Here is a 22,078-nt window from a genome sequence, read left to right as displayed (position 1 = left end):
AATGATTAAAATATTAGTAGTAGATGATCATGCTTTTTTACGGGACGCAATTCGGAGCATACTAGAGGATGAATCTGATATGAAAGTGGTTGGAGAAGCTAGCTCTGGGGATGAAGTATTGGGGAAATTCGAAGAATGCGGACCAGATTGTATTTTGATGGATATTAATCTTCCAGGGAAAAATGGAATTGAAGCTACAGAGTTAGTGAAAAAAAAATATCCGAATTGCCGAGTACTTGTGTTTACAATGTATGAGCATGATGAGTATTTAATGGATGCACTTCAGGCCGGTGCTGATGGTTATTTATTGAAGGATTCATCATCGGAGCAGGTAGTAGCAGCAATTCGAATGTTATATCGAGGCGATTCAGTTATTCATCCACGTATGACTAAAAAATTGATTACATATCATCAGCAAAAAATGAAAGTAGAATCAAATGAAAATGAACTGACGGAACGTGAAAAGGAAATTCTTTTTGAATTAGTAAAAGGGCTTAGTAATAAAGAAATTGCTGAAGTTCTATATATTAGTGATAAAACAGTTAAAATTCACATCAATAAAATTTTTAAAAAACTAAATGTGAAAAGTCGATCGCAAGCAGTGATTTATGCAGTTCGAAATCAATTGGTTCCGCTAGATTAAATAAGAAATCTATCAAAGAACTATCGTGTTGCTTTATTCTGTATCACAAAGAATAAAGGACAAGATAGTTCTTTTGTACTATGTAGGCATAGAATCCTTAGAGAAAAGATACTCCTTTTGGTTAATTTTCGGAATAATCAAAATGTGTAACAATAAAAATAGAATTACATTTTAATCCTATTAATAATTCATTTCATGAAAATCTTTTGTTGAAAATAAATGATGGGGGGCTCCTATAGAAAGAGTAAAGTGAGTGAGTAGCTATATGAGGCATGGGGATGGTAGTAGTGTTGGAAAGCTTTCATGATACAAAAGATTAAGATTGATAGAGTTTCCAATGCTAAGTAGGAATGTAAGAATCAATTTGTTTCAAAAAATAATATTAATAATGGGGAGATGCAATATGAAACGAGGGAAATTTGGAAAGATTCTTATTGGAACGTTAACAGTTGGAATGTTATTGTCTCAAGGAATTCCATATAACGTATTAGCGGAAGAGGTAAATACGTCTACTTTAACTGGAATTGATGATGCAAATGCTATCTTAAAAGGCCTTACAAAGGAACAACGTAATGCCTTAAAAACGTTAGATACTAAACCAGGTTTTGTTATTTCGCCAGGTATCAATACAGCAAGTCCTAATAATGTGAATGTGATTATAGAATTTAAGCAAGCACCTAGCAAAATTGAGGTATTAAAACAAGCGGCTAAAGGGAAAAAGGTAGCTCTTTCAAATGCGGAACAAAAGGTAGAGGCATCACATAAAGGATTTAAAGCAGAGCTTGAACAGCTTCAAAAGAATAAAGAGAAAGGGACAAATTTAAAATCTGCAAAAATAACAAGAGAATATAAGAATGCTTTTAATGGTGTAGCGATTTCTTTACCAGCGAATATGATTGAAGACTTAGTTCGTACTGGTATCGTTAAGCGCGTATGGGAAGATCATGAGGTTAAAATTGATTTACCGAAAGACACAGCTAAGACTGCTGTCGAACCAAAAATGGCAGATAGTGTACCACAAATTGGTGTGGACAAGCTGCACGATGAAAAAATAACAGGTAAAGGAATTAAGGTAGGTGTACTGGACACCGGTATTGATTACAACCACCCGGATTTGAAAGATGCATATAAAGGATATCGTGCAAAACAAGGTGAGGATCCAAGCAAAATAGATCCAAACTCAATAAAAGGATGGGACTTTGTTAATAATGATGCTGATCCAATGGAGACAACGTATAAGGATTGGCAAAATTCTGGGGGATATCCTGAGATTTATGATGGAAGTGCATATTATACATCCCATGGTACGCATGTAGCTGGGACAATTGCTGCAGACAAACAGAATAGTGTGGATTATGCAGTGAAGGGCGTTGCTCCAGATGTAGATTTATATTCATATCGCGTATTAGGTCCATATGGAAGTGGACAAACAAGCGGTATTCTTGCTGCAATTGATAAAGCAGTGAAAGACGATATGGATGTTATCAATTTATCACTAGGAGCATCTATTAATGATCCTTTATATCCTACCTCTGTCGCAGTGAACAATGCGATGTTAGCTGGTGTTGTTACAGTAGTAGCAGCAGGTAATAGTGGTCCGGGAGAAGGTACCATTGGATCACCTAGTGCAGCAGCACTTCCAATTACAGTTGGAGCAAGTGACGCTGCAATGACTATCCCAACGTTTTCCGCCGATGCAGGTGATGTACATGTAGATAAAATGATGCTACTTGGAAAAAGCTTTACTGATAAGATTGAAGATTTGAAAGGGCAATCCTTATCGGTTGTATATGCAGGGCTTGGGAAAACAGATGATTTTACAGGGAAAGATGTAAAAGGAAAGTTAGCTCTTATTCAACGCGGTGAGCTTACATTTGATGAAAAAATTAAAAATGCTAAGGAAGCAGGCGCAAAGGCGGTAATTGTATACAACAATGTAGATGGAGAAATTACAAGTTATCTTGGGGAAAGTACTTCATCTATTCCATCGTTCCGCTTAACAAAAGTAGATGGTGAGAAATTGCAAGCAAAAGCTGTACATGGAGATGTGTCGTTAGCATTTGGAGAACTTAGTAATATAAAAACAGAGGGAGATCACTTAGCTGATTTCAGCTCCCGTGGTCCTGCAACTAAGACAGATGATATTAAGCCGGATATTGTAGCACCAGGTGTGTCTATTTTCTCAACTGTTCCTGAATATATTAATGATCCAAAAGATGGAGAAAATTATCCGGTAGCGTATGGACGTATGTCAGGTACATCTATGGCAACTCCTCATACTGCAGGAGTAGCGGCACTTATTTTACAAGAACATCCAAACTATAGTCCATTTGAAGTAAAAGAAGCACTTATGAATACCGCAGTTGACCTAAAAGAAGAGCGTTCTGTATTTGAGGTGGGCTCAGGACGAATTGATGCATATCGTGCAGTTCATGCAGATACATCTATCGAGGTTATCGATAAAACATCAAATGTTGTAGATGATGAAGAAGTAGAAATTGAAGAAAAAACAGGCTCTATTGCGTTTGGGTATAAAAATCAAATTGAAAATGGGCCTATTAAAGATAGTCGAAAAGTCTCAATTAAGAACAGCAGTAAAACAGATGGGAAAGAATTTAAATTAGAGGTAGAATATTCACCTACAAGTGTAGGGGTACAAGATGCAGCAAAGAATGGTGTGAAGCTAAACGTACCAGATTCTATTAAAGTAGCTCCTGGTACATCAGAGGAAATTAGCCCTGAAATTATCATTCCAGAAAACGCTGAATTTGGTAGATATGAGGGATATATTCATATTTCAAATAAAAACAATGAAAAAGAAGTATATCAAGTACCATTTGCAGTTAAATTCACAGAAAAAGGGATTGCGTCTGTAGATTTACTGAGAGATGCAATGGCAACAGATACATCTAAATTCCATCCATTTATGGAAAGACCAAGTTCGCCGTTGGCATTTAAATTAAATAGCCCTCTTGAAACTATTGATGCAGTTGTGAAGGACCGAAAGACAGGGAAGGCATTAGGAGTCGTTGGTACACTTAATGCAAGTAGTCTAACACCGAATGTTGAATATATGATGTTTTCTGGTATGGGAGGGTATGTATTTCCATTCACAGGGGATCCAGCTCACCCAATTGGGGATAAACCTGTTATGTTGCCTGATGGAGATTACGAATTGGACTTCGTTGGATATGATAAAGAAGGAAAATCGTATACAAAAGGCGATAGCATAATCATTGATAATGTAATACCTGAAATGAGATTTAAGGATGTACAACCTGGTATTCACGAAGTCAATGATTCCATGTTTAAAGAAGAAGACGGCCAACGTGCATTATGGGTGCATGGTAATATTTATGATTCTACAGTAGATGCATTAAAGGCAAAAGGCTTGCAGTATGATCAAAAAGCGAATCAAATCGTATATTATCAAAACTCAGCCTTCCCATCAGGTTGGTTAAATACAATTCAAGCAAATGGTGATTTTAAATTTGGAGTACTTCCAGAGGAAATAAATGAGCCGTTAAATTTAAAATTATTTGGATATGACCTTGCCACTGCAGGGAATATGGCAACTGGATATAAAGATTATGTCTTTGTAAAAGAAGGGACAGAATACGCTGTTCCAAGTTATGACAAAGATAAAATCAAATTAGGAGAGAAAATTACTTTAACTTTGAATCTCAATAATGTAAAACAGCTTATGTCAGGTACATTTGAAATTCCTTATTACAAGCAGTTCTTTAAATTTACAGATGTGAAACCAAATCCAGCACTTACGGAATATGTAAAACAACATGGACTGAACCTTAAATTAGAAGATCCGAAGGTAAGTGAAGAAGGAGCTTGGGAAAACAAGGTGAAAGTTGGCGCGTCATTGGAAGGAAAAGAATTTAAAGGATTAGATGGAGACACACCATTTTTAGATGTTACATTCGAGATGACGAGCGATGAATACTTTAATGATTTAACTGCATTTGCAGCAGATAAGTTCTCTTATACAAAAGCTGGTGCATCAGAAGGCACTGAGATTCCTGTGTTTAAAGATAAATCTTTTGCTATTGTTTCGAAACATTCAACGGTTACAGGTTATATTGGTCCGGAAGCTTTCTTAAATGAAGAGGGGTATTTAGGTAAGAAAGACTATACAAAACTAGGAGCAAAAGTGTACGCAGTTGGCAAGGATGGAAAGAAATATACAGGAACGATTAATGAAAATGGGCAATTTGAGATTCATAGTGTTCCAGTAAGCGATAAAGAATATGATATCTTCGTAGAAATGCCAGGTCATTTAAATAGTAAATTAACAACAAAAATAGGGAAAATGCAGGATGGAGAATTAGTGGGACAAAACTTTAGAGCTGACATGGATGATAACCTTGCAGGTGATGTAAACGGCGATAAAATGGTGGATATTCAAGATGCTAGAATAGCAGCTCTGTCATATGGAAAAGGAAAAGTATCTGTAAAAGATGGAGATATAAATCAAGATGGTGTTGTAGATGAAACGGATATTCGTTTTATTGAGAAAAACTTCTTGAAAAAGGGTCCAGATGCCAAAGAAAATCAGAAACCAAAAGAAAATGTAGGGCCAGTGACGTTAGATAAAATCTTACGATCTATCGGTTTAGAACCCAAAAAATAAGTGGACAAACTTCTAGAGTAAATAAAGTAATCAGGCAATGAATAGTAAATGAAATGAGATTGGCTAACGAATGACCGGTAATGATTCATGGTAATATTACCGGTCATTTTAAAAGTAATAGGCGTTTGGGCACAAGAAGTAACTAGTTTAAAGTTAGTTTTCTTTCGTTATGGGACAAGGTAGTTGCTTAATGATTATTGTTTGTGGGATGGAAATAAGGTTTGTAGTTTGAACTTTAAAAATAGGGGGACTTGTGAAATGGGTATGAAGAAAAAACTTGGTATGGGTGTCATAACTGCAGCGCTGGGCTTATCTTTAATTGGTGGGGGAACATATGCGTATTTTAGTGATAAGGAAGTATCACAAAACACGTTTGCAGCGGGTACTTTAGATTTGAGTGTGAATCCTGAAGTTGTTATTAATGTCGACAATCTGAAACCAGGTGATGAAATGGAGCGCGGTTTTCAATTAATTAACAAAGGAACCTTAGCAATAGGAGATGTGAAACTCCTGACAGATTACAGTGTAATCGATGCAAAAGGAGATAATGGAAATGCTGATTTTGGTGATCATATCCGAGTTGATTTCTTGTGGAATTTGGATAAAAATCAAGTTCCAATTTGGTCTACTACATTATCTGAATTAAAGGTAGCTACGCAAAACGGAAGTATTCCTAATCTTGTACAAAAAGGTGTTGTAGATCGAGAAGGAAATGGACTTGCTCCTGGTGATGATGATACTTTTTATGTAATGTTCACATTTGTAGATAACGATGAAGAGCAAAATGTATTTCAAGGAGATTCATTAAAATTAAATTGGACTTTCAATTCAATGCAGACAAAAGGTGAAGAGAAATAAAAATAAATGTTATATACGAGAATCAATTGATGAAGAATTAATGAATAGAACTTTTAATAGTGTAAAGGTTGATTTAGTGAATCAACCTTTTTCTTTTTGTGAGAAAATTATGCTTGGGCTGTTTAGAAAAATAAGCTTGAAAGTTACGTTACGTCATCTTTTATACTATAGAAAATAGGATATAGGGGATGGTATAGATGACTTTGAGGTATATGTGGGGATGGAAAGAAATCTTATATTTATTTATGTTTGTATTTATTATTGTTCCAGTAACTGTTGAATCTCTTTTTTATGACTATGCTTTAAAAATAATAGGTAACTCATTATATGCTGGGGTATTAATGGGATTTATAATGGCAGTGATCTTTACTACTGTAGTTTATCTTTTTTGTATAAAAAGGTATAAACTCTCGTGGAAAGATATTGGAATTCGGAAGCTTTCATGGAAAAATCTTTTATGGACAGTTGGAGCGGTTATTTTCTTACTTGTAGCTAGTGTTGCTGTATTAGTGATAATGGAGAAAATGGGTATTTCCTTTGAAAACAGTAAGACGGAGGCGGTCCAAAATGATAAATCAATATATTCATTCTGTATCGCGGTAATTGGAGCGGCCATTATATCACCGATCTATGAAGAGATTTTATATCGAGGTGTTTTTTATACATTTTTTCGTGATAGGTATGGCATGTGGGGCGGTATGTTTATAAGTTCTGTCATATTTACCGTTGTCCATATTCCCACATATAACACATTACCGGTGAACTTTTTGAGTGGGGTAGTATTTGCATGGTTATATGAGAAAACAAATTCTATTTTATCAGCTATGATTGCCCACGCACTATTCAATTTCATAGCAGTACTTTTAACATTTATGTCGAATTAAGAAGATATATAGGAGGGATATATATGGAAATAGCTGTAGAACGAGTTTTTACAAAAGAGATTTTAGCAAGAGCAGCAAAGGCATTTTATGTAACAGTGGAAGAGAAGCCGCTTGGAGATTTTGAAAATTATATTTTTAAGGCGAAGGGTGATCGTGGTGAAGATTACGTATTGCGTTTAACCCATTCTTCTCATCGTTCAAAAAAAGAAGTCGAAGCTGAATTAGATTTTTTACGATATGTTGCGGAGAATGGGGCAAAGGTAGCAGGGCCTCTTTATTCAGCGTCTCAAAATCTTGTAGAAGAAATTAGAGCAGAGGATGAAACTTTCTTTTTCGCTTCTTTATTTACATATGCAAAAGGTGAGCAAGTAAAAGGGGAAGGATCGCCTTATTGGGGAGATGCTTACTTTGAAGCATGGGGAAAGGCGATTGGCCAACTGCATCGCCTAACAATGAACTATCCTACAACAGACTATCGTGATACGTGGGAAGAAGATGAAAGTGGAATTGTTAATGAATTAGAAGATGATCAAGTGAAAAAGATTGCAGCAGTATTAATGGATGAAATAAAGGCTCTTCCCATTGAAAGAGAAACGTTCGGCCTTATGCACGGTGATATCCATCCAGGTAATTTTCATTATGATGGTAAAGAGCTAACAATCTTTGATTTTGATGATGCGGCTTATAATTACTTTATACATGATTTAGCGATGGTTCTCTATTACTCTGTTCTATTTACACCGTGGACAGCGGAAGAGAAGACAAATTTTGCTCGTAAACAGCTACAAGTGTTACGAAAAGGCTATGAGTATGAGCACAGACTAGCGGATAGTTGGTATGAATCGTTACCATTGTTCTTACGTCTACGTGATGTTGGTTTATACGGTACACTTCAAAAGAAGTTTAAGGGGAAAGATATGCCAGATAACTTCCGGAAATTATCAGAAGAATTATATGAAAGAATTATAAGCAAAGAAGCAATTGTGAATATATAATACATTTTGTTCAAAACAAAGTATATAAAATAAATATATACTTTGTTTTTTTATACAAAAATATGTTTGTTTTATTAAAATAATATTGTTATAGATTCGGTATACACTTATAATTTTATATATATTCAGAATATTCTTTATAAAGAAGGAGGGGGAATATTGGAAGCTATCGTAAATTGGATAAATAATATTGTTTGGAGTCCAGCACTTGTTTATTTATGTTTAGGAGTAGGGTTATATTTTTCCATTCGAACGAGGTTTTTACAAGTAAGGCATGTAGGAGAAATGGTGAAGCTGACATTTCAAGGAGAAAAATCAGAGGCTGGTGTTTCTTCATTCCAAGCGTTAGCACTTTCATTATCAGGACGCGTTGGGACAGGGAATATAGCTGGGGTAGCAACAGCGGTTGCATTCGGTGGACCAGGAGCTGTATTTTGGATGTGGGCAGTAGCCTTTTTAGGAGCAGGATCAGCTTATGTGGAATCAACACTCGCGCAAATATATAAAACGAAACATCAAGGACAGTTTCGTGGTGGACCTGCTTATTACATTGAAAAAGGTTTAGGTGTGAAATGGTATGCATTAGTATTCGTTGCAGCGACAATTATTGCAACGGGGCTTTTATTGCCAGGTGTGCAAGCAAATAGTATTGCCGTAAGTTTAGAAACAGCTTTTGGAATTAACACTACCGTATCAGGGGCTTTATTAGTTGTTGTATTAGCTATTATCATCTTCGGTGGCGTAAAGCGAATCGTTAACGTTGCACAAGTTGTCGTACCGTTTATGGCAGTTGGTTATATTTTAGTAGCTTGCGTTATTGTTGCTATGAATATTGAAAAGTTGCCAGAAGCATTTATGCTAATTATAAGGAGTGCTTTTGCATTAGAAGCGGCTTTCGGTGGTATTATCGGTTTAGCAATTTCTTGGGGAGTAAAACGTGGTATTTATTCCAATGAAGCAGGGCAAGGAACTGGACCACATGCAGCAGCTGCTGCGGAAGTATCACATCCAGCTAAACAAGGTTTAGTACAAGCATTTTCCGTTTACATTGATACATTATTTGTTTGTTCAGCAACAGCATTTATGATGATTATTACAGGCATGTATAACGTATTTGATGCAAGCGGAAAAAGCTTTATCGTAAATAAATTAAATGGTGCTCAGCCAGGACCGGGATATACACAGGCAGCGGTAGAATCTGTTTTCCCTGGATTTGGAAACGGTTTCGTTGCAATCTCGTTACTATTCTTTGCATTTACAACAATTATGGCGTATTACTACATTGCAGAAACGAATATCGCGTACTTAAATCGTGATAAAGACCGTCCTTGGCTGTCTATGGTACTAAAATTTGTATTTTTAGGAGCTGTATTCTACGGCTGTATAAAAACAGCAGCAACAGCTTGGGCTTTAGGTGATATCGGTGTAGGAATTATGGCATGGGTAAATATCATTGCGATTTTATTATTACAAAAACCTGCATTAGTTGCATTAAAGGATTATGAAAAGCAGAAAAAAGAAGGAAAAGATCCAGTATTCGATCCAGGGCCATTAGGAATTAAAAATGCTGATTTCTGGGAGCATGAATACGGAAAAGATAAGAAAGAAGAAGTATCTTAATGGAATAGAAATGAAAAAGCAAAGGGGAAATCCCCTTGCTTTTTTTTATGGGCAAAATGAGGCAGGTAGTTATTTTTTTGCCTATTTTTGAATATAAAAAGAATGTACATGCTTTGTTAGAGGGAGGGGGGAGTATGTTGATAGAATTTCGTAATGTAAATAAATATTATGGCAACTTTCAAGTTTTAAAAGATATTAATGTGCAAGTGAAAAAAGGTGAAGTGGTAGTAGTTGTTGGGCCTTCCGGATCAGGAAAAAGCACGTTGCTTCGGTGTATAAATCAATTAGAGACAATTACAGATGGAGAGTTAATTGTACAAAATACGGATGTACACAATGCCAAAACGGATATGAATGAATTACGCCGAAATATCGGGATGGTTTTTCAGCATTTTTATTTATATCCACATAAAACGGTTCTTCAAAATATTACACTAGCGCCTATTAAAGTAAATAAAGTTTCAAAAGAAGAAGCGGAGAAAACCGCAATGTTTTATTTAGAGAAAGTAGGGATTCCAGAGAAGGCTAGTGTATATCCGCATCAATTATCCGGCGGACAACAGCAAAGGGTAGCGATTGCTAGAGGACTCGCGATGCAGCCGGAAATTATGCTATTCGATGAGCCTACGTCTGCTCTTGACCCGGAGATGATCGGGGAAGTACTGGATGTTATGAAAACGCTAGCTAAAGAAGGGATGACGATGGTTGTTGTCACACATGAGATGGGATTTGCGCGAGAAGTAGCAGATCGGATTTTATTTATGGATGATGGCAAGATTATTGAGGATACAACACCGGCGCAATTTTTTGCGAATCCTGAACAAGAAAGAGCACGTTTATTTTTAAGCCGAGTGTTAAATCATTAGAGGAGGAATTTCATGCTTAAAATGAAAAAGTTATTTACCTTAATCGTATTTTCATGTTTATTCGTACTTATCGTTGCTGGATGTGGCAGTAAAAAAGATGAAGCGAAAGAAACGAATACGAAGCAAGGCGGGGCCATAGAGCAAATTAAAAAGCGCGGGAAATTAGTAGTTGGCGTGAAGAATGATACGAATTTATTCGGATTGAAAAACCCTTCAACAGGGCAGGTAGAAGGATTCGATGTTGATATCGCGAAGGCACTTGCGAAAAAAATTCTCGGAGATGAAAAGAAACTAGAATTAAAAGAAGTAACGTCTAAAACGCGTATACCACTACTAAAAAATGGTGACATTGATGCAATTATCGCGACGATGACAATTACGGAAGAACGTAAAAAAGAGGTTGATTTCTCAGATGTATATTTTAAAGCAGGGCAATCGTTACTTGTGAAAAAAGGAAGCAATATTAAGAGTATTGATGATATAAAACAAGGTGTGAAAGTATTAGCTGTAAAAGGCTCAACATCTACAAATAACATTCGTCAAAAGTCACCAGAAGCGACTGTATTAGAATTTGAAAATTATAGTGAGGCATTTACAGCGTTAAAAGCGGGTAAAGGTGATGTTTTAACGACAGATAACGCAATTCTTTACGGAATGGCAAAGCAAGATTCAAATTATGAAGTTGTAGGGAAAATTTTCACGGATGAACCGTACGGAATTGCGGTGCAAAAAGGTGCGGATGATTTGACGAAAGAGATTAATAGCTTACTAAAAGATATGAAAGCGAATGGGGAATACGATAAATTGTATGAAAAATGGATTGGTCAAAAACAGGAGAAGTAAAGTGAAACTTTAATTAGTGGGTTTTTATTCCTAGTGAATAGTAAGAGTGAGAGGATGAGGGATGCTCATCCTCTTCTTGTAAAGAAAGAGGGGAGAATATGTGCCTGATTTTTCTATATTAACGAATAACATTGATATGTATTTAGAAGGCTTTAAATATACAGTTATGTCTAGTGTAATTGCATTAATAGGAAGCTTTATTTTAGGCTTAATTTTGGCTGTAATGCGTATTGCACCTATTCGTATTTTAAATTGGATAGGATCAGCTTTTGTGGAGTTTGTAAGAAATATTCCACTCGTATTAATTGCATTTATATTCTATTTCGCTTTACCTGTAATAGGAATCACTTTAAATGGTTTTGTAGCAGGAACAGTTACGCTTACTGTGTATACTGCAGCTTTTATTGCGGAAGTCATTCGGGCAGGGATTTTATCAGTCGCGAAAGGACAAATGGAAGCAGCACGGTCTTCAGGGTTAACGTATGTACAGGCGATGTATTATGTTGTCTTACCTCAAGCGATGAAAATCGTAATTCCTCCTCTAGGAAATCAATTTCTCAATTTAGTAAAAAACTCTTCCATACTCGGAATTATCGCTGGTACCGATTTGATGTATCAAGGAGATTTAATTTCAACGAAGACATTTGTTACGTTCGACGTGTATATATTTGTCGGGATGTTTTATTTAATAGTAACAATTCCGCTCAGTATGCTAGTGCGTTATTTAGAAAAACGCTTGGCAAAGGAGGCGGTGTAAATGGATTTTAAGGGAGCCATAACAGGTGATCATATTCTATTTTTATTAAAAGGATTGCTTATAACGTTAGAGGTAGCGCTCGTCGCGATTGTACTTAGTTTTATTATTGGTAGTGTAATAGGGATATTGCGCTACATGAAAATACCTGTCGTCTCACAAATATTAGGGATTATCGTTGAAGTGATTCGAAACTTACCACTACTTTTAATTATATTTTTCACGTATTTTGCACTTCCAGAAGCAGGCTTGAAATTAGAAATTATAACGGCCGTAATTGTTGCTTTAACAATATTTGAAGCAGCGATGATATCTGAAATTGTTCGAAGTGGTTTATTATCTATTGAAAAAGGACAGATTGAGGCCGCAAGATCTTCAGGATTAACGTATGTTCAAGCGTTGTGGCATATTATTTTACCACAAGCATTAAGAAGAATGGTCCCGCCGCTTGTCAGTCAGTTTATTTCATTGCTGAAAGATACATCATTAGCAGTTGTTATATCACTGCCAGAGCTTATGCATAATGCCCAAATTATTAGCGGACAGAATGTAAATTATACGATTCCAACGTTTATAGTAGTAGCTTGTATGTACTTTATCGTAAATTATAGTTTATCAATTTTATCGAGAAGATTAGAACTTCGTTGACCCTTACAATATATGTAAGGGTTTTTCCTTGTTTCTCCTTATTTTCCTCTAAATAGAATCTAAATCTTGCAATAATTAGATTTTTTATATTATTTTATCAGAAAAGTTTTAATTTTATATAGAAATTGTAATCGCTTTCGTGTATATTTTTATTATCAGAAAATTTTAACAAGATATAGGGGTATCGGTAGGGGGAGGATTTAGATGCAGCAACCAACGAATGAGAAATTACATCGTACGATGAAGAGTAGACATTTATTTATGATCGCACTAGGTGGTGTAATCGGGACTGGTTTTTTCTTAGGTTCAGGTTACACCATTAATCAGGCTGGACCAGGGGGAGCCATCCTTTCATATTTAGTGGGCGGATTTATTATGTATTTAACAATGCTTTGTCTTGGAGAGTTAACGGTAGCAATGCCAGTTTCAGGATCTTTCCAAAAGTATGCGACGAAGTTTATTGGACCAGGAACGGGCTTTATGATCGGCTGGCTATATTGGCTTGGCTGGGCAGTGACAGTAGGTTTAGAGTTAACGTCAATCGGTTTAATGATGAAAAGATGGTTTCCAAATGTTGATGTTTGGGTATGGTGTCTCGTATTCGGCGTTATTTTATATGCTTCAAACGCTATCTCAGCGAAGAGTTATGCTGAATTAGAGTTTTGGTTCTCTAGTATTAAAGTAGTTACAATTCTTGCGTTTGTTGTTCTTGGTGGTAGTGCATTATTAGGGTTTTTACCATACGATGGAAAAGAAGCAGCACCTCTTTTCTCTAACTTTGTAAGCGATGGCGGGTTATTCCCGAATGGACTAGCTGCCGTATTACTTACAATGATTACAGTTAACTTCTCGTTCCAAGGAACAGAGTTAATCGGGATTGCAGCGGGAGAAAGTGAAAATCCAGAAAAAACAATTCCACGTGCGATCCGTAATACAGTATGGCGCATTATGTTATTCTTCATTTTAACAATGACGATTTTAGTAGGATTAATTTCTTGGAAAGAAGCAGGGGTAATTGAAAGTCCATTTGTAGTTGTATTTGATAAAATCGGTATTCCATACGCAGCTGATATTATGAACTTCGTTATTATTACAGCGTTACTATCTGTAGCGAATTCAGGCTTATATGCGGCAACTCGTATATTATGGTCACTTGCAAATGAAGGAATGGCACCAACATCTTTCCAGAAAGTAAATAAGCGTGGTATTCCAATTACAGCGTTAGTCGTAACGATTGCGGTAGCTGGATTATCTCTATTCACAAGTTTCCTTGCAGAAGATACAGTATACATGTACTTATTATCGATAGCTGGTTTATCGGCTGTTTCAAGTTGGATCATTATTGCTTTATCGCAACTTCGCTTTAGAAGTCAGTATATAAAAGGCGGAGGAAAGTTAGAGGACTTAAAGTATAGAACACCACTATACCCGATTGTTCCAATTTTAGCTTTAATTACAAATAGCATCGTTGTTATTAGTTTAGCGTTTATTCCTGAACAAAGAATGGCGTTATACTGTGGTATTCCATTTATCATTTTCTGCTATATATATTATTATATGAGTAAGAAACGGAAGAAACCGATGAAAGTGGAGATGGAAAAAACAAATGAAACTAACAATCAAACACGATGATATAGAAGCAGATTTATCGTATGGTCAATTAGCGATTGGAAAAGAAAACGGGTATTCACCGTTACAATTACTCATTTCTTCTATCGCAGGATGTAGTGCAATTGTCTTCCGAACAATTTTAGAAAAGAAACGTATTACATACGATACGTTTACAATTGAGACTGAAATTGGTAGAAGTGAAGCTGTATCAAAACCAGTTGAAAGTGTTCATTTGCACTATAAAATCAAAGCACAAAACATTACAGAAGAGCAGTTGGACAAGGCGCTGCAACTTGCAGTGAAAAATTGTACGATTGTTCAATCTGTAAAAGATAGTATAAAGGTTACGGAAACAATTGAACTAATAAAATGAAACATAAAAACGTGAGAATACGGCTCTCACGTTTTTATGTTTTTAATAAAGGGGGAAATATGATGGAATGTTTAGGGTGTAAATTAGCCAACGAAGAAGAAATTATATATAAAATATATGAAGATGACTATGTAACATGTTTTTTAGATCATGAACCTTTCTATCCAGGACATACTTTAATTGTGCCAAAGCAACATGTTGTAGAAGTAGACGAATTAGATGATGTTGTAGCAAAATCCATTATGGATGCTTCTAAGCTGATTGCAAAATCGATTAAGGCATTATATAAGCCTGACGGAATTACAATTTGCCAAAATGGTGGAATCTTTAACGAGTTAACACATTACCATATGCATGTCGTACCAAGATATAAAGAGCGCTCGTTTGCTGAGTTTTATACGGTACAGCTAGGAGAAAAGAAGAATTATAACTTGGAAGAGACAAAGAATTTGTTAAAAGAAGCGATAGAGCAAATGCTGCTTACTGAAAAGGCGTAAGAGAGTTGTTTTTAACGGGGCAGTCAGGAAAATTACAATAAACAAAAAGCTCAATTTCTCAGTTACAATAGAGAAATTGGGCTTTTATTTATTCTATTATTAAATTTTATCTATAAAAAGATTTTGCAGTGTCACAAAGTATAGCGCTCATTCGTTATATAGAGTGAGAGGAGGAATTATATGAAAGTTACAAACAACGATTATAAAAAGATGGAAGAGCTATATGAGTTGTACGAACAAAAAATTTATTATGTGGCTTATTCTATTTTAAATAATATTCAGCAGGCTGAAGATGCGGTTCAAGAGACGTTTATTACTCTTTATAAGAACTTGGAAAAGCTCCATAGCTTGAGCACTGAAGAGCTTAAACGCTACATTTTGAGGGTCGCGAAAAACAAGGCGATTGATAGTTATCGGAAAAATAAACGACATGAAACATTCTTAGAAGAATATGAAAGAGAATCAACAGAAGCAGTAGATGAAAATATTGAAGATTGGGAAAAACGTAAAATGTCTGAGGTTCAAATTGATACATTGCTAAAAGAGTTAAATGAATCGAACAGACAGGTGTTTAAGTACAAAGTCTTCTATAACTTAACGTATCAAGAAATTTCAGGTGTCATGGGGATAACGGAGGCCAATGTCCGTAAGCAGTTTGAACGCGCTCGAAAACGAGTTCAAAATATGATAGGAGGTATACAACATGACGAATTCAAAGAACTCCAAAGAAATATATGAACTTGCTGAAAAAATTGCTTTAGATGATTTTGATAAACTCGAAGAACAGCATGAATTTTCACATACATATATGCACAAAAAGAAATTGTTTATGGAGGAAATGAAGCTGAAAGATGGACAACCGCAGAAAAAGCGTAAAAAACATCGTATGTTAATCGCTGCTGCTTGCTTATTGATTGGCATGCCGACAACCGTTTTTGGGGCAGTGAAAGTCTATAATATGATTGTCCAAAAACAAAATTACGAAGTAAATGTTTCAGTAACAAACAATGACTCGAAAAAGAGTGACAAGTGGTATAAGTTGAAGATTGGTAAATTGCCAGAAAATATGGAAGCAATTGATGACAGTGCTATGAAATATTCATTTAAAGATAACGACGCAAATGGAGGCTTTTCATTTAGTCTTTGGAGAGTAGGGGAAAATGCGGACTTTCAAACTTTATATTCAAAAAGCTACAAAGAAAAAGAGATAGGTGGCAAGAAAGCAGTAATTGTTCATAAAGAAACTGGAAACAACAATGTAATGTTTGATAGGAAGGTTTTTCTCTTTTTTGAGAAAGAAGGGATTATGTTAGAAAGCTTTATTGGATCAGATATAAATGAAGAACAAATGATAGATGTCTTAGGGAATATTTCACTTGAGCCCACGTCAAAAGAAAAGGCATCACATATATCAAATTATGATAAAAAGTATTTTAGCCAAGCAGATGAACCTAAAAAACCTAAAGTGATTCCTTTGAAAAAAGATAGCAAACGACTATTTCATATAGGGCAAAAGGTTCCAGTAACGATATCTATGGATAACAGCCAAATTGAATATGTGATAGAAAAAGTTGAAGTTTTTGATTCGATTAAAGATTTTAAACAAGAGAACTTTAATGAACTTGGCCTAGGGATATTAAGCAAGAAGAAGGCTTTAGATCAGACGGGAAAACTGCTATCGTACAGACGGGATGTATATAAATTAGGGAATGGTAAAGATTCAATTGATACATTAGTAGATTCGCAATTAGTTAATGTTAAATTTGTCTACTTGACAACTACAGTGAGAAATATTGGTAAACAGGCGACAGAAGAAATCTATATGCATCCATCCATAAAGCAGCTTAAATTTGAAGGGAATGCATGGAAATACGCTAAAGAAGAGGGAATGGAAGCAACGCGTATTATGACGGGAGAAGTTGATTATTTAGAGCCTCACGGAGATGGGAAAAGCTTCTACAATATTGGCAGTATCCGACCAGGAGAAACGGTAAAAGTTAACTTAGGTTATTTTGTAGATGAAGATAAACTAGATTCAATCTTTTTGGATGCTTTCCATTACAGAGGGAATGGAAGTACTGAAAATATGAATGCGTCATATCGTTGGTGGATTGATATTCGTCAACAGTCAAAACAATAGGAACAAATAAACAAAAAGCTGCTTATATCTAGCAGCTTTTTTCGTCTTCATACATATGTAAAACTTCTTTCGCACGTATACGTAAACTATCTATCAATTCTTTTGGCTCTAAAACTCGTGCATCTTTTCCAAGTCTATAAAATAAAGGGGTAATAAAATTGATTTCACCTTTATCAATTGTTGAATGTATATATCCTGTCCCGTCTTCGTTTCCTACCACTAATTCTTCAAGGTAAGGAACGCTTTTACATTGGCGCACACCTTCTGTCGTTAATAAGACATGTAACTGGGTAGGAATGTTTATGACGTTAGAGCTAGAGTCAAACCATTCTTCTAAATTCATGAACGTACTTTCATTTTCTTCTGTTGATAATATAGAAAGAATACGATCAACGCGATACAGTAATACTTTTTTTCTACTGAAGTCATAGGATGGTAAGTACCATAGCCCGTCATGAGCATATACACCGATAGGGTGAACGTGTTTTGTATTTATTCCTGTTTTAGATTCGTATTGAAAGTGTAAATTTTTATTTTCAATAGCGGCTGTTAATACTTCGTTTAAAAGAGGTGTATCAATTGTTCTCTTTGGATTCCAAAAAGCGATATAAGAACGTATTTTATCAACTTTCGTCTTCGCATCATGTTGTAGAGAGCTATACAGTTTATGTGTAACAGAATTGATCTCTGTATTAAAAGGCAGGTCTCGGTAGTAGCTTAAAGATTGAAAGGCAAAAAAGATGGAGACCGCTTCTTCTTCCGTAAATAAGATAGGTGGAATGACCCTATTTGTTAATACTTTATATCCTCCATTACGACCTTGTTCAGCATAAATGGGTAATCCCATATCACTTAAATCTAAAATGTATCTATGAACCGTACGAACGGAAATATTAAATTCATCAGCTATTTCTTGAGCTGTAAATGTCTTTTTGGCAGAAGCAAATATAAGAATATCTAATAAGCGTTTAGCTTTTGACAAATGTATCACCTTTTTCTTTTTAACATGACATAAAGTGTCATGTTTTATTGTTAGTATATTGTTTACATCATATGTTATCAAGATGAGATATAAGGAGGAAAAAATATGTCACGTGAAATAGTTTTATTTATTGCGGCGAGCTTAGATGGATATATTGCGAAAGAAAATGATGATTTAGAGTGGTTAATGGAAACGGAAGGAGAGGGAGATAACGGTTATACAGAAATGTACGAAACGATTGATACAATAATTATGGGAAAGAAAACGTACGATTATGTAGTAGAGCATACGGAAACATTCCCGTACTTAGATAAAACATGTTATGTTTTTTCTCGTTCAGAAAAAGGTTCAGACAGAAACGTAGAGTTTGTAAATGAAGATGTAGTGGAGTTTACAAAAAGGTTAAAAGCACAAGAAGGATCTAAAATATGGATGGTTGGTGGAGGAGAGCTACTGAGAGAATTCTTTAAGAATAATCTAATTGATGAATATGTTGTTACGATTACACCGCATATATTAGGCTCTGGTGTTCCATTATTTAAAGAAAAGAATCCAGAAATTAATTTAACTTTGACGGATACGAAACGTTTTGGGCAATTTGTAAATTTATATTATGAGGTAAAATGAATAACCTACCAATGAATAGACCAAATCACATCTGATTTGGTCTATTCTTCTTCCTAGTTATATCAATATTTATATGTCTTTAACATATCAATTAACATAAGGGATAACAGATAACATATTAATTTCGATAATTCAAAAGGGAAATTGTAATTTTATGTTGAAATGAATATGGAAATTATGAAGAAATGTAATTAGATTACTGAGGTGGTTGTCTTGAATAAAGGGAGTGAGGAATTGGATGAAAAGAAACTATTAAAATTAGTTTTAGAAATTCAAGAGCTACAAGATTTTGGAGAAGATTTTGAACATAAACTGACTGTATTTGAAAAGAGTGTTCCTTATCCACGTGCAAAAGAATTATTTTTTGCTGACTACGGTGCAGAATACATTGTAAAAAGAGCTATTAATCATAAAAATATAAAGTTAGGAGAGTTAAATAGAGAAGAGTTAGTTACCTTGGTTCAAAAACTTATGGATACAGAAGGAGAAGAATGGGAGCTGGCAATTTGGTTGGACATGGTTAAATCGTCTGTTATTGACCCTAAAATAAGTGATTATATTTTCTGGAGTGATGAAGAATTAACTGCCAGAGAAATTATAGATAAAGCATTGGCTTATAAACCATTACAAATATAAAGTGTGTTACTTTAAGTAGAATTAAAGATTCTTTTTAGAATAAAGAGTGTGAAATGAATATGTTTAGAAATTTATTTAAGTTTTGTCTTTAATTTTATTTAAGTTAAAGGAGAATTTAATTTAATAAGACAATAAAAGACGCTCAGAGTTTTTTCTGCTCTGGGCGTTTTCATATGTCAATTATGATGTAATTTTATAGGTTAATTAATGATAGTTGTATTTCTATATAGATGATAATGAAATGATAAAACAAGACCCATGATCGACTTCGCTCGTTACAGTAATATTCCCGCCGTGTAGTTCTACAATTTCTTTCACGATAGATAGTCCTAAACCAGATCCCCCTGTAGCGCGTGATCTAGCTTTATCAACTCGATAAAAGCGGTCGAAAATGTGAGGGAGGTCTTCAGGCGGAATACCTTCACCTTCATCTTCAATTGTAATGGAAATACGTTTATTTTCTTCTGTAACAGAAATGTTTATATGAGAATGTTCGTTTGAATGTCTATAAGCGTTATTTAAAATGTTCACTATAACTTGTTCAAATCGCTGCTCATCTAAGCTTACTACCAGTGTAGGAGGACAAAAGAAGGAAACTTTAATATGTCTTTCTTTATACATGGCGTTTACTTTTTTGGCTATGCGAGTAAGGAAGGTGTGTAAATGTACTTCTTTTACTTGAATAGAGAAGTTATGTTGTTCTATTTGTGCAAGTGAAAATAAATCTTGAACTAAGTTTGTAATGTAATCAGACTCATCTTTTATAATAGATAAATATCGCAAACGTTGCTCAGGAGATGTGGTTTCTTTTAAAGCAATGTCAGCATAACCTCTTACGTATGTTAACGGTGTTCGTAATTCGTGAGCAACACTTGCTAGAAATTCACTTCGCTCTGTTTTCATATAATGTAAATCATTTGCGAGCGTTTGAATTGATGATGCTAGTTCACCGATTTCATCATTTCGAGTAGTTGTTAATGAAACAGATAAGTCGCCTTTACTCATTTTTTCAGTGGCATGTTTCATGTGTAACAATGGTTTTGTTAACAACCGTGATAATAGAAAGATGGTGATGGCTGTTAATAGAAAAGTAATGACTCCAGCAATAATGAATTGTCTTGTTAGCCCGTTAACCATTTCCTCGATTGATTCCGTTCCGAGAAACATATATACGTAGCCTTCTGTTTTTCCTGCCACTATAATTGGGCTAATTGTACATATATAATTAGATGTTTTCCAATGATTCTCTATAATTGCTCCCTCATGATCTGTCCGTGTTTGCATCTTTTCAATATGCTTTTTTATAGTAGTATTTATTTCATTGGATTTAGCTAGTACATCCTTATTTGCATTTGTAATAACAACAGTGGTTTCAGCTTCGGATTCCATTAGGGCAACATGGGAGATTGTTTGCTTATCAAAATACTTTTCAAGGACATCTCGGTGACTATTTCCGCGCTTTAATAAAGCTGTCATTTCTTCATTTACTCTATTGTTGACAAGGCTATAATAAAGCAAGACAAATAGAACACTTTCGATTAAAAGTGTAACAATTAAAAAATAAAATCCGAGTTGAATAGATATTCGCTTCATCGTTTTGCTCCTTAATCTAGAGTATCAATCCATCGATACCCGACTCCGTAAACAGTTTTTAAATGATGATCAATAGGAAAATTTACTTTTCGTAATTTATCACGCAAATTACGAATATGTGAATCGACTGTTCTATCTTCTGTATTTGTATTTAATCCCCAAATTCGTTCAATGAGCTGATCGCGGCTTAATACGTAGTTCACATGACGTAAAAATAATCCGAGTAAAGAGAATTCGATTGGAGTGAGAAGAAGTTCTTCATTATGGACAGAAGCGAAATGCTTTGCCTCATCCCATAAAATGCCGTGATATTGGATTTGTGCGTGTTGATTCGTTCGCCTTAAAACAGCTTCAATTCTTGCGAAAAGCTCCTCTTCATGGAACGGTTTCGTCACGTAATCATCTGCGCCAAGTTTTAATCCTTGGATGACATCTACCGTTTGATCACGAGCAGTTACCATAATGATAGGAACGTTACTAAATGATCGAATTCTTTTGCACGTTTCCCATCCGTCCATCTTTGGCATCATAATATCAAGTAAAACAAACTTGAAGTTTCGATTTTCTATATGTGAAATAGCTTCTTCACCGGATACTGCACATACGCAGTTGTATCCGATTGGAGTAAGATAAAGTGTTAATAATTCAAGCATTCTCGGCTCATCATCTACGAGTAGTATATCGACCATAGAGTACCTCCGCATTTGTAGTTATTATTTAAATTGTAAGTCAAAATCATGAAGAAATGGTGCAGATTATAATGCATCTGCATAATTTCTTCAGAATTGCTTGTTATTGTAAAGGTGAAATTCTAATTTAGGTAATCATATTGGCTCGAAAACGATTCATACGGAGGCGGTATA

Annotated in this window: 20 protein-coding genes; 17 read left to right on the top strand and 3 right to left on the bottom strand. The window is 35.1% G+C overall.

Going from position 1 to position 22,078, the window contains the following annotated elements; all coding sequences use genetic code 11:
• Position 1: 1 nt before the first annotated feature.
• The 15 genes from QCI44_RS25070 (at position 2) to QCI44_RS25000 (ending at position 17,377) form a co-directional block, all read left to right on the top strand.
• A complete protein-coding gene (locus QCI44_RS25070) occupies positions 2–643 on the top strand; it encodes a response regulator (protein WP_016089324.1) in 642 nt (213 codons plus the stop codon).
• A gap of 403 nt (positions 644–1,046) precedes the next feature.
• A complete protein-coding gene (locus QCI44_RS25065; RefSeq protein ID WP_098986096.1) occupies positions 1,047–5,288 on the top strand; it encodes a S8 family serine peptidase in 4,242 nt (1,413 codons plus the stop codon).
• Between the two features lie 258 nt (positions 5,289–5,546).
• Positions 5,547–6,146: a TasA family protein gene (locus QCI44_RS25060; RefSeq protein WP_098986095.1), complete on the top strand. Its 600-nt coding sequence runs from the start codon at positions 5,547–5,549 to the stop codon at positions 6,144–6,146.
• Positions 6,147–6,343: 197 nt separating this feature from the next.
• Positions 6,344–7,030 carry a CPBP family intramembrane glutamic endopeptidase gene (locus QCI44_RS25055; protein WP_098986094.1) on the top strand — a complete coding sequence of 229 codons (687 nt, stop codon included), beginning with the start codon at positions 6,344–6,346 and terminating at the stop codon, positions 7,028–7,030.
• A gap of 23 nt (positions 7,031–7,053) precedes the next feature.
• Positions 7,054–8,025 carry a phosphotransferase enzyme family protein gene (locus QCI44_RS25050; RefSeq protein ID WP_098485842.1) on the top strand — a complete coding sequence of 324 codons (972 nt, stop codon included), beginning with the start codon at positions 7,054–7,056 and terminating at the stop codon, positions 8,023–8,025.
• A gap of 159 nt (positions 8,026–8,184) precedes the next feature.
• Complete coding sequence (locus QCI44_RS25045) at positions 8,185–9,645, top strand: alanine/glycine:cation symporter family protein (RefSeq protein ID WP_088083224.1); 1,461 nt, start codon at positions 8,185–8,187, stop codon at positions 9,643–9,645.
• Positions 9,646–9,782: 137 nt separating this feature from the next.
• Positions 9,783–10,511, top strand: coding sequence for an amino acid ABC transporter ATP-binding protein (locus tag QCI44_RS25040; RefSeq protein WP_148667147.1), 729 nt, complete (start codon positions 9,783–9,785; stop codon positions 10,509–10,511).
• A 12-nt stretch (positions 10,512–10,523) separates the two neighbouring features.
• Positions 10,524–11,354, top strand: coding sequence for a glutamine ABC transporter substrate-binding protein GlnH (gene glnH / locus QCI44_RS25035; protein WP_098646234.1), 831 nt, complete (start codon positions 10,524–10,526; stop codon positions 11,352–11,354).
• Positions 11,355–11,454: 100 nt separating this feature from the next.
• Positions 11,455–12,111 carry an amino acid ABC transporter permease gene (locus QCI44_RS25030; protein WP_016133608.1) on the top strand — a complete coding sequence of 219 codons (657 nt, stop codon included), beginning with the start codon at positions 11,455–11,457 and terminating at the stop codon, positions 12,109–12,111.
• Complete coding sequence (locus QCI44_RS25025; protein WP_000345969.1) at positions 12,112–12,756, top strand: amino acid ABC transporter permease; 645 nt, start codon at positions 12,112–12,114, stop codon at positions 12,754–12,756.
• A 204-nt stretch (positions 12,757–12,960) separates the two neighbouring features.
• Complete coding sequence (locus tag QCI44_RS25020; protein WP_001187117.1) at positions 12,961–14,388, top strand: amino acid permease; 1,428 nt, start codon at positions 12,961–12,963, stop codon at positions 14,386–14,388.
• On the top strand, positions 14,363–14,740 hold the full coding sequence (locus tag QCI44_RS25015) for an OsmC family protein (RefSeq protein WP_000778833.1): 378 nt from the start codon (positions 14,363–14,365) through the stop codon (positions 14,738–14,740). Before QCI44_RS25020 ends, QCI44_RS25015 begins: the two co-directional genes overlap by 26 nt.
• 62 nt (positions 14,741–14,802) lie before the next feature.
• Positions 14,803–15,237 carry an HIT family protein gene (locus QCI44_RS25010; protein WP_000388965.1) on the top strand — a complete coding sequence of 145 codons (435 nt, stop codon included), beginning with the start codon at positions 14,803–14,805 and terminating at the stop codon, positions 15,235–15,237.
• 180 nt (positions 15,238–15,417) lie between these two features.
• Positions 15,418–15,975, top strand: a complete 558-nt coding sequence (locus QCI44_RS25005) for an RNA polymerase sigma factor (protein ID WP_016133611.1) — start codon at positions 15,418–15,420, stop codon at positions 15,973–15,975.
• Positions 15,941–17,377, top strand: coding sequence for a DUF4367 domain-containing protein (locus QCI44_RS25000; protein WP_098986093.1), 1,437 nt, complete (start codon positions 15,941–15,943; stop codon positions 17,375–17,377). Before QCI44_RS25005 ends, QCI44_RS25000 begins: the two co-directional genes overlap by 35 nt.
• Positions 17,378–17,405: 28 nt before the next feature.
• On the opposite strand, the gene QCI44_RS24995 is transcribed toward QCI44_RS25000, so the two are convergent.
• On the bottom strand, positions 17,406–18,359 hold the full coding sequence (locus QCI44_RS24995; RefSeq protein ID WP_098986092.1) for a helix-turn-helix transcriptional regulator: 954 nt from the start codon (positions 18,357–18,359) through the stop codon (positions 17,406–17,408).
• Between the two features lie 105 nt (positions 18,360–18,464).
• Here QCI44_RS24995 and QCI44_RS24990 point away from each other — a divergent pair, with 105 nt between their 5' ends.
• The gene (locus QCI44_RS24990) at positions 18,465–18,986 is read left to right on the top strand and encodes a dihydrofolate reductase family protein (RefSeq protein WP_016133614.1); all 522 of its coding nucleotides are present in this window, start codon (positions 18,465–18,467) and stop codon (positions 18,984–18,986) included.
• Between the two features lie 213 nt (positions 18,987–19,199).
• Positions 19,200–19,622, top strand: a complete 423-nt coding sequence (locus QCI44_RS24985; protein WP_001032608.1) for a hypothetical protein — start codon at positions 19,200–19,202, stop codon at positions 19,620–19,622.
• Between the two features lie 222 nt (positions 19,623–19,844).
• Here QCI44_RS24985 and QCI44_RS24980 read toward each other — a convergent pair whose 3' ends face one another.
• Both QCI44_RS24980 and QCI44_RS24975 read right to left on the bottom strand, forming a co-directional pair.
• Complete coding sequence (locus QCI44_RS24980) at positions 19,845–21,215, bottom strand: sensor histidine kinase (RefSeq protein ID WP_098986091.1); 1,371 nt, start codon at positions 21,213–21,215, stop codon at positions 19,845–19,847.
• Between the two features lie 11 nt (positions 21,216–21,226).
• Positions 21,227–21,904, bottom strand: coding sequence for a response regulator transcription factor (locus QCI44_RS24975; RefSeq protein ID WP_016133616.1), 678 nt, complete (start codon positions 21,902–21,904; stop codon positions 21,227–21,229).
• Between the last annotated feature and the right edge of the window lie 174 nt (positions 21,905–22,078).

The organism is Bacillus cereus group sp. RP37 (assembly GCF_040459695.1).
GTDB lineage: Bacteria > Bacillota > Bacilli > Bacillales > Bacillaceae_G > Bacillus_A.
This window is presented reverse-complemented; position numbering and strand designations above follow the sequence as displayed.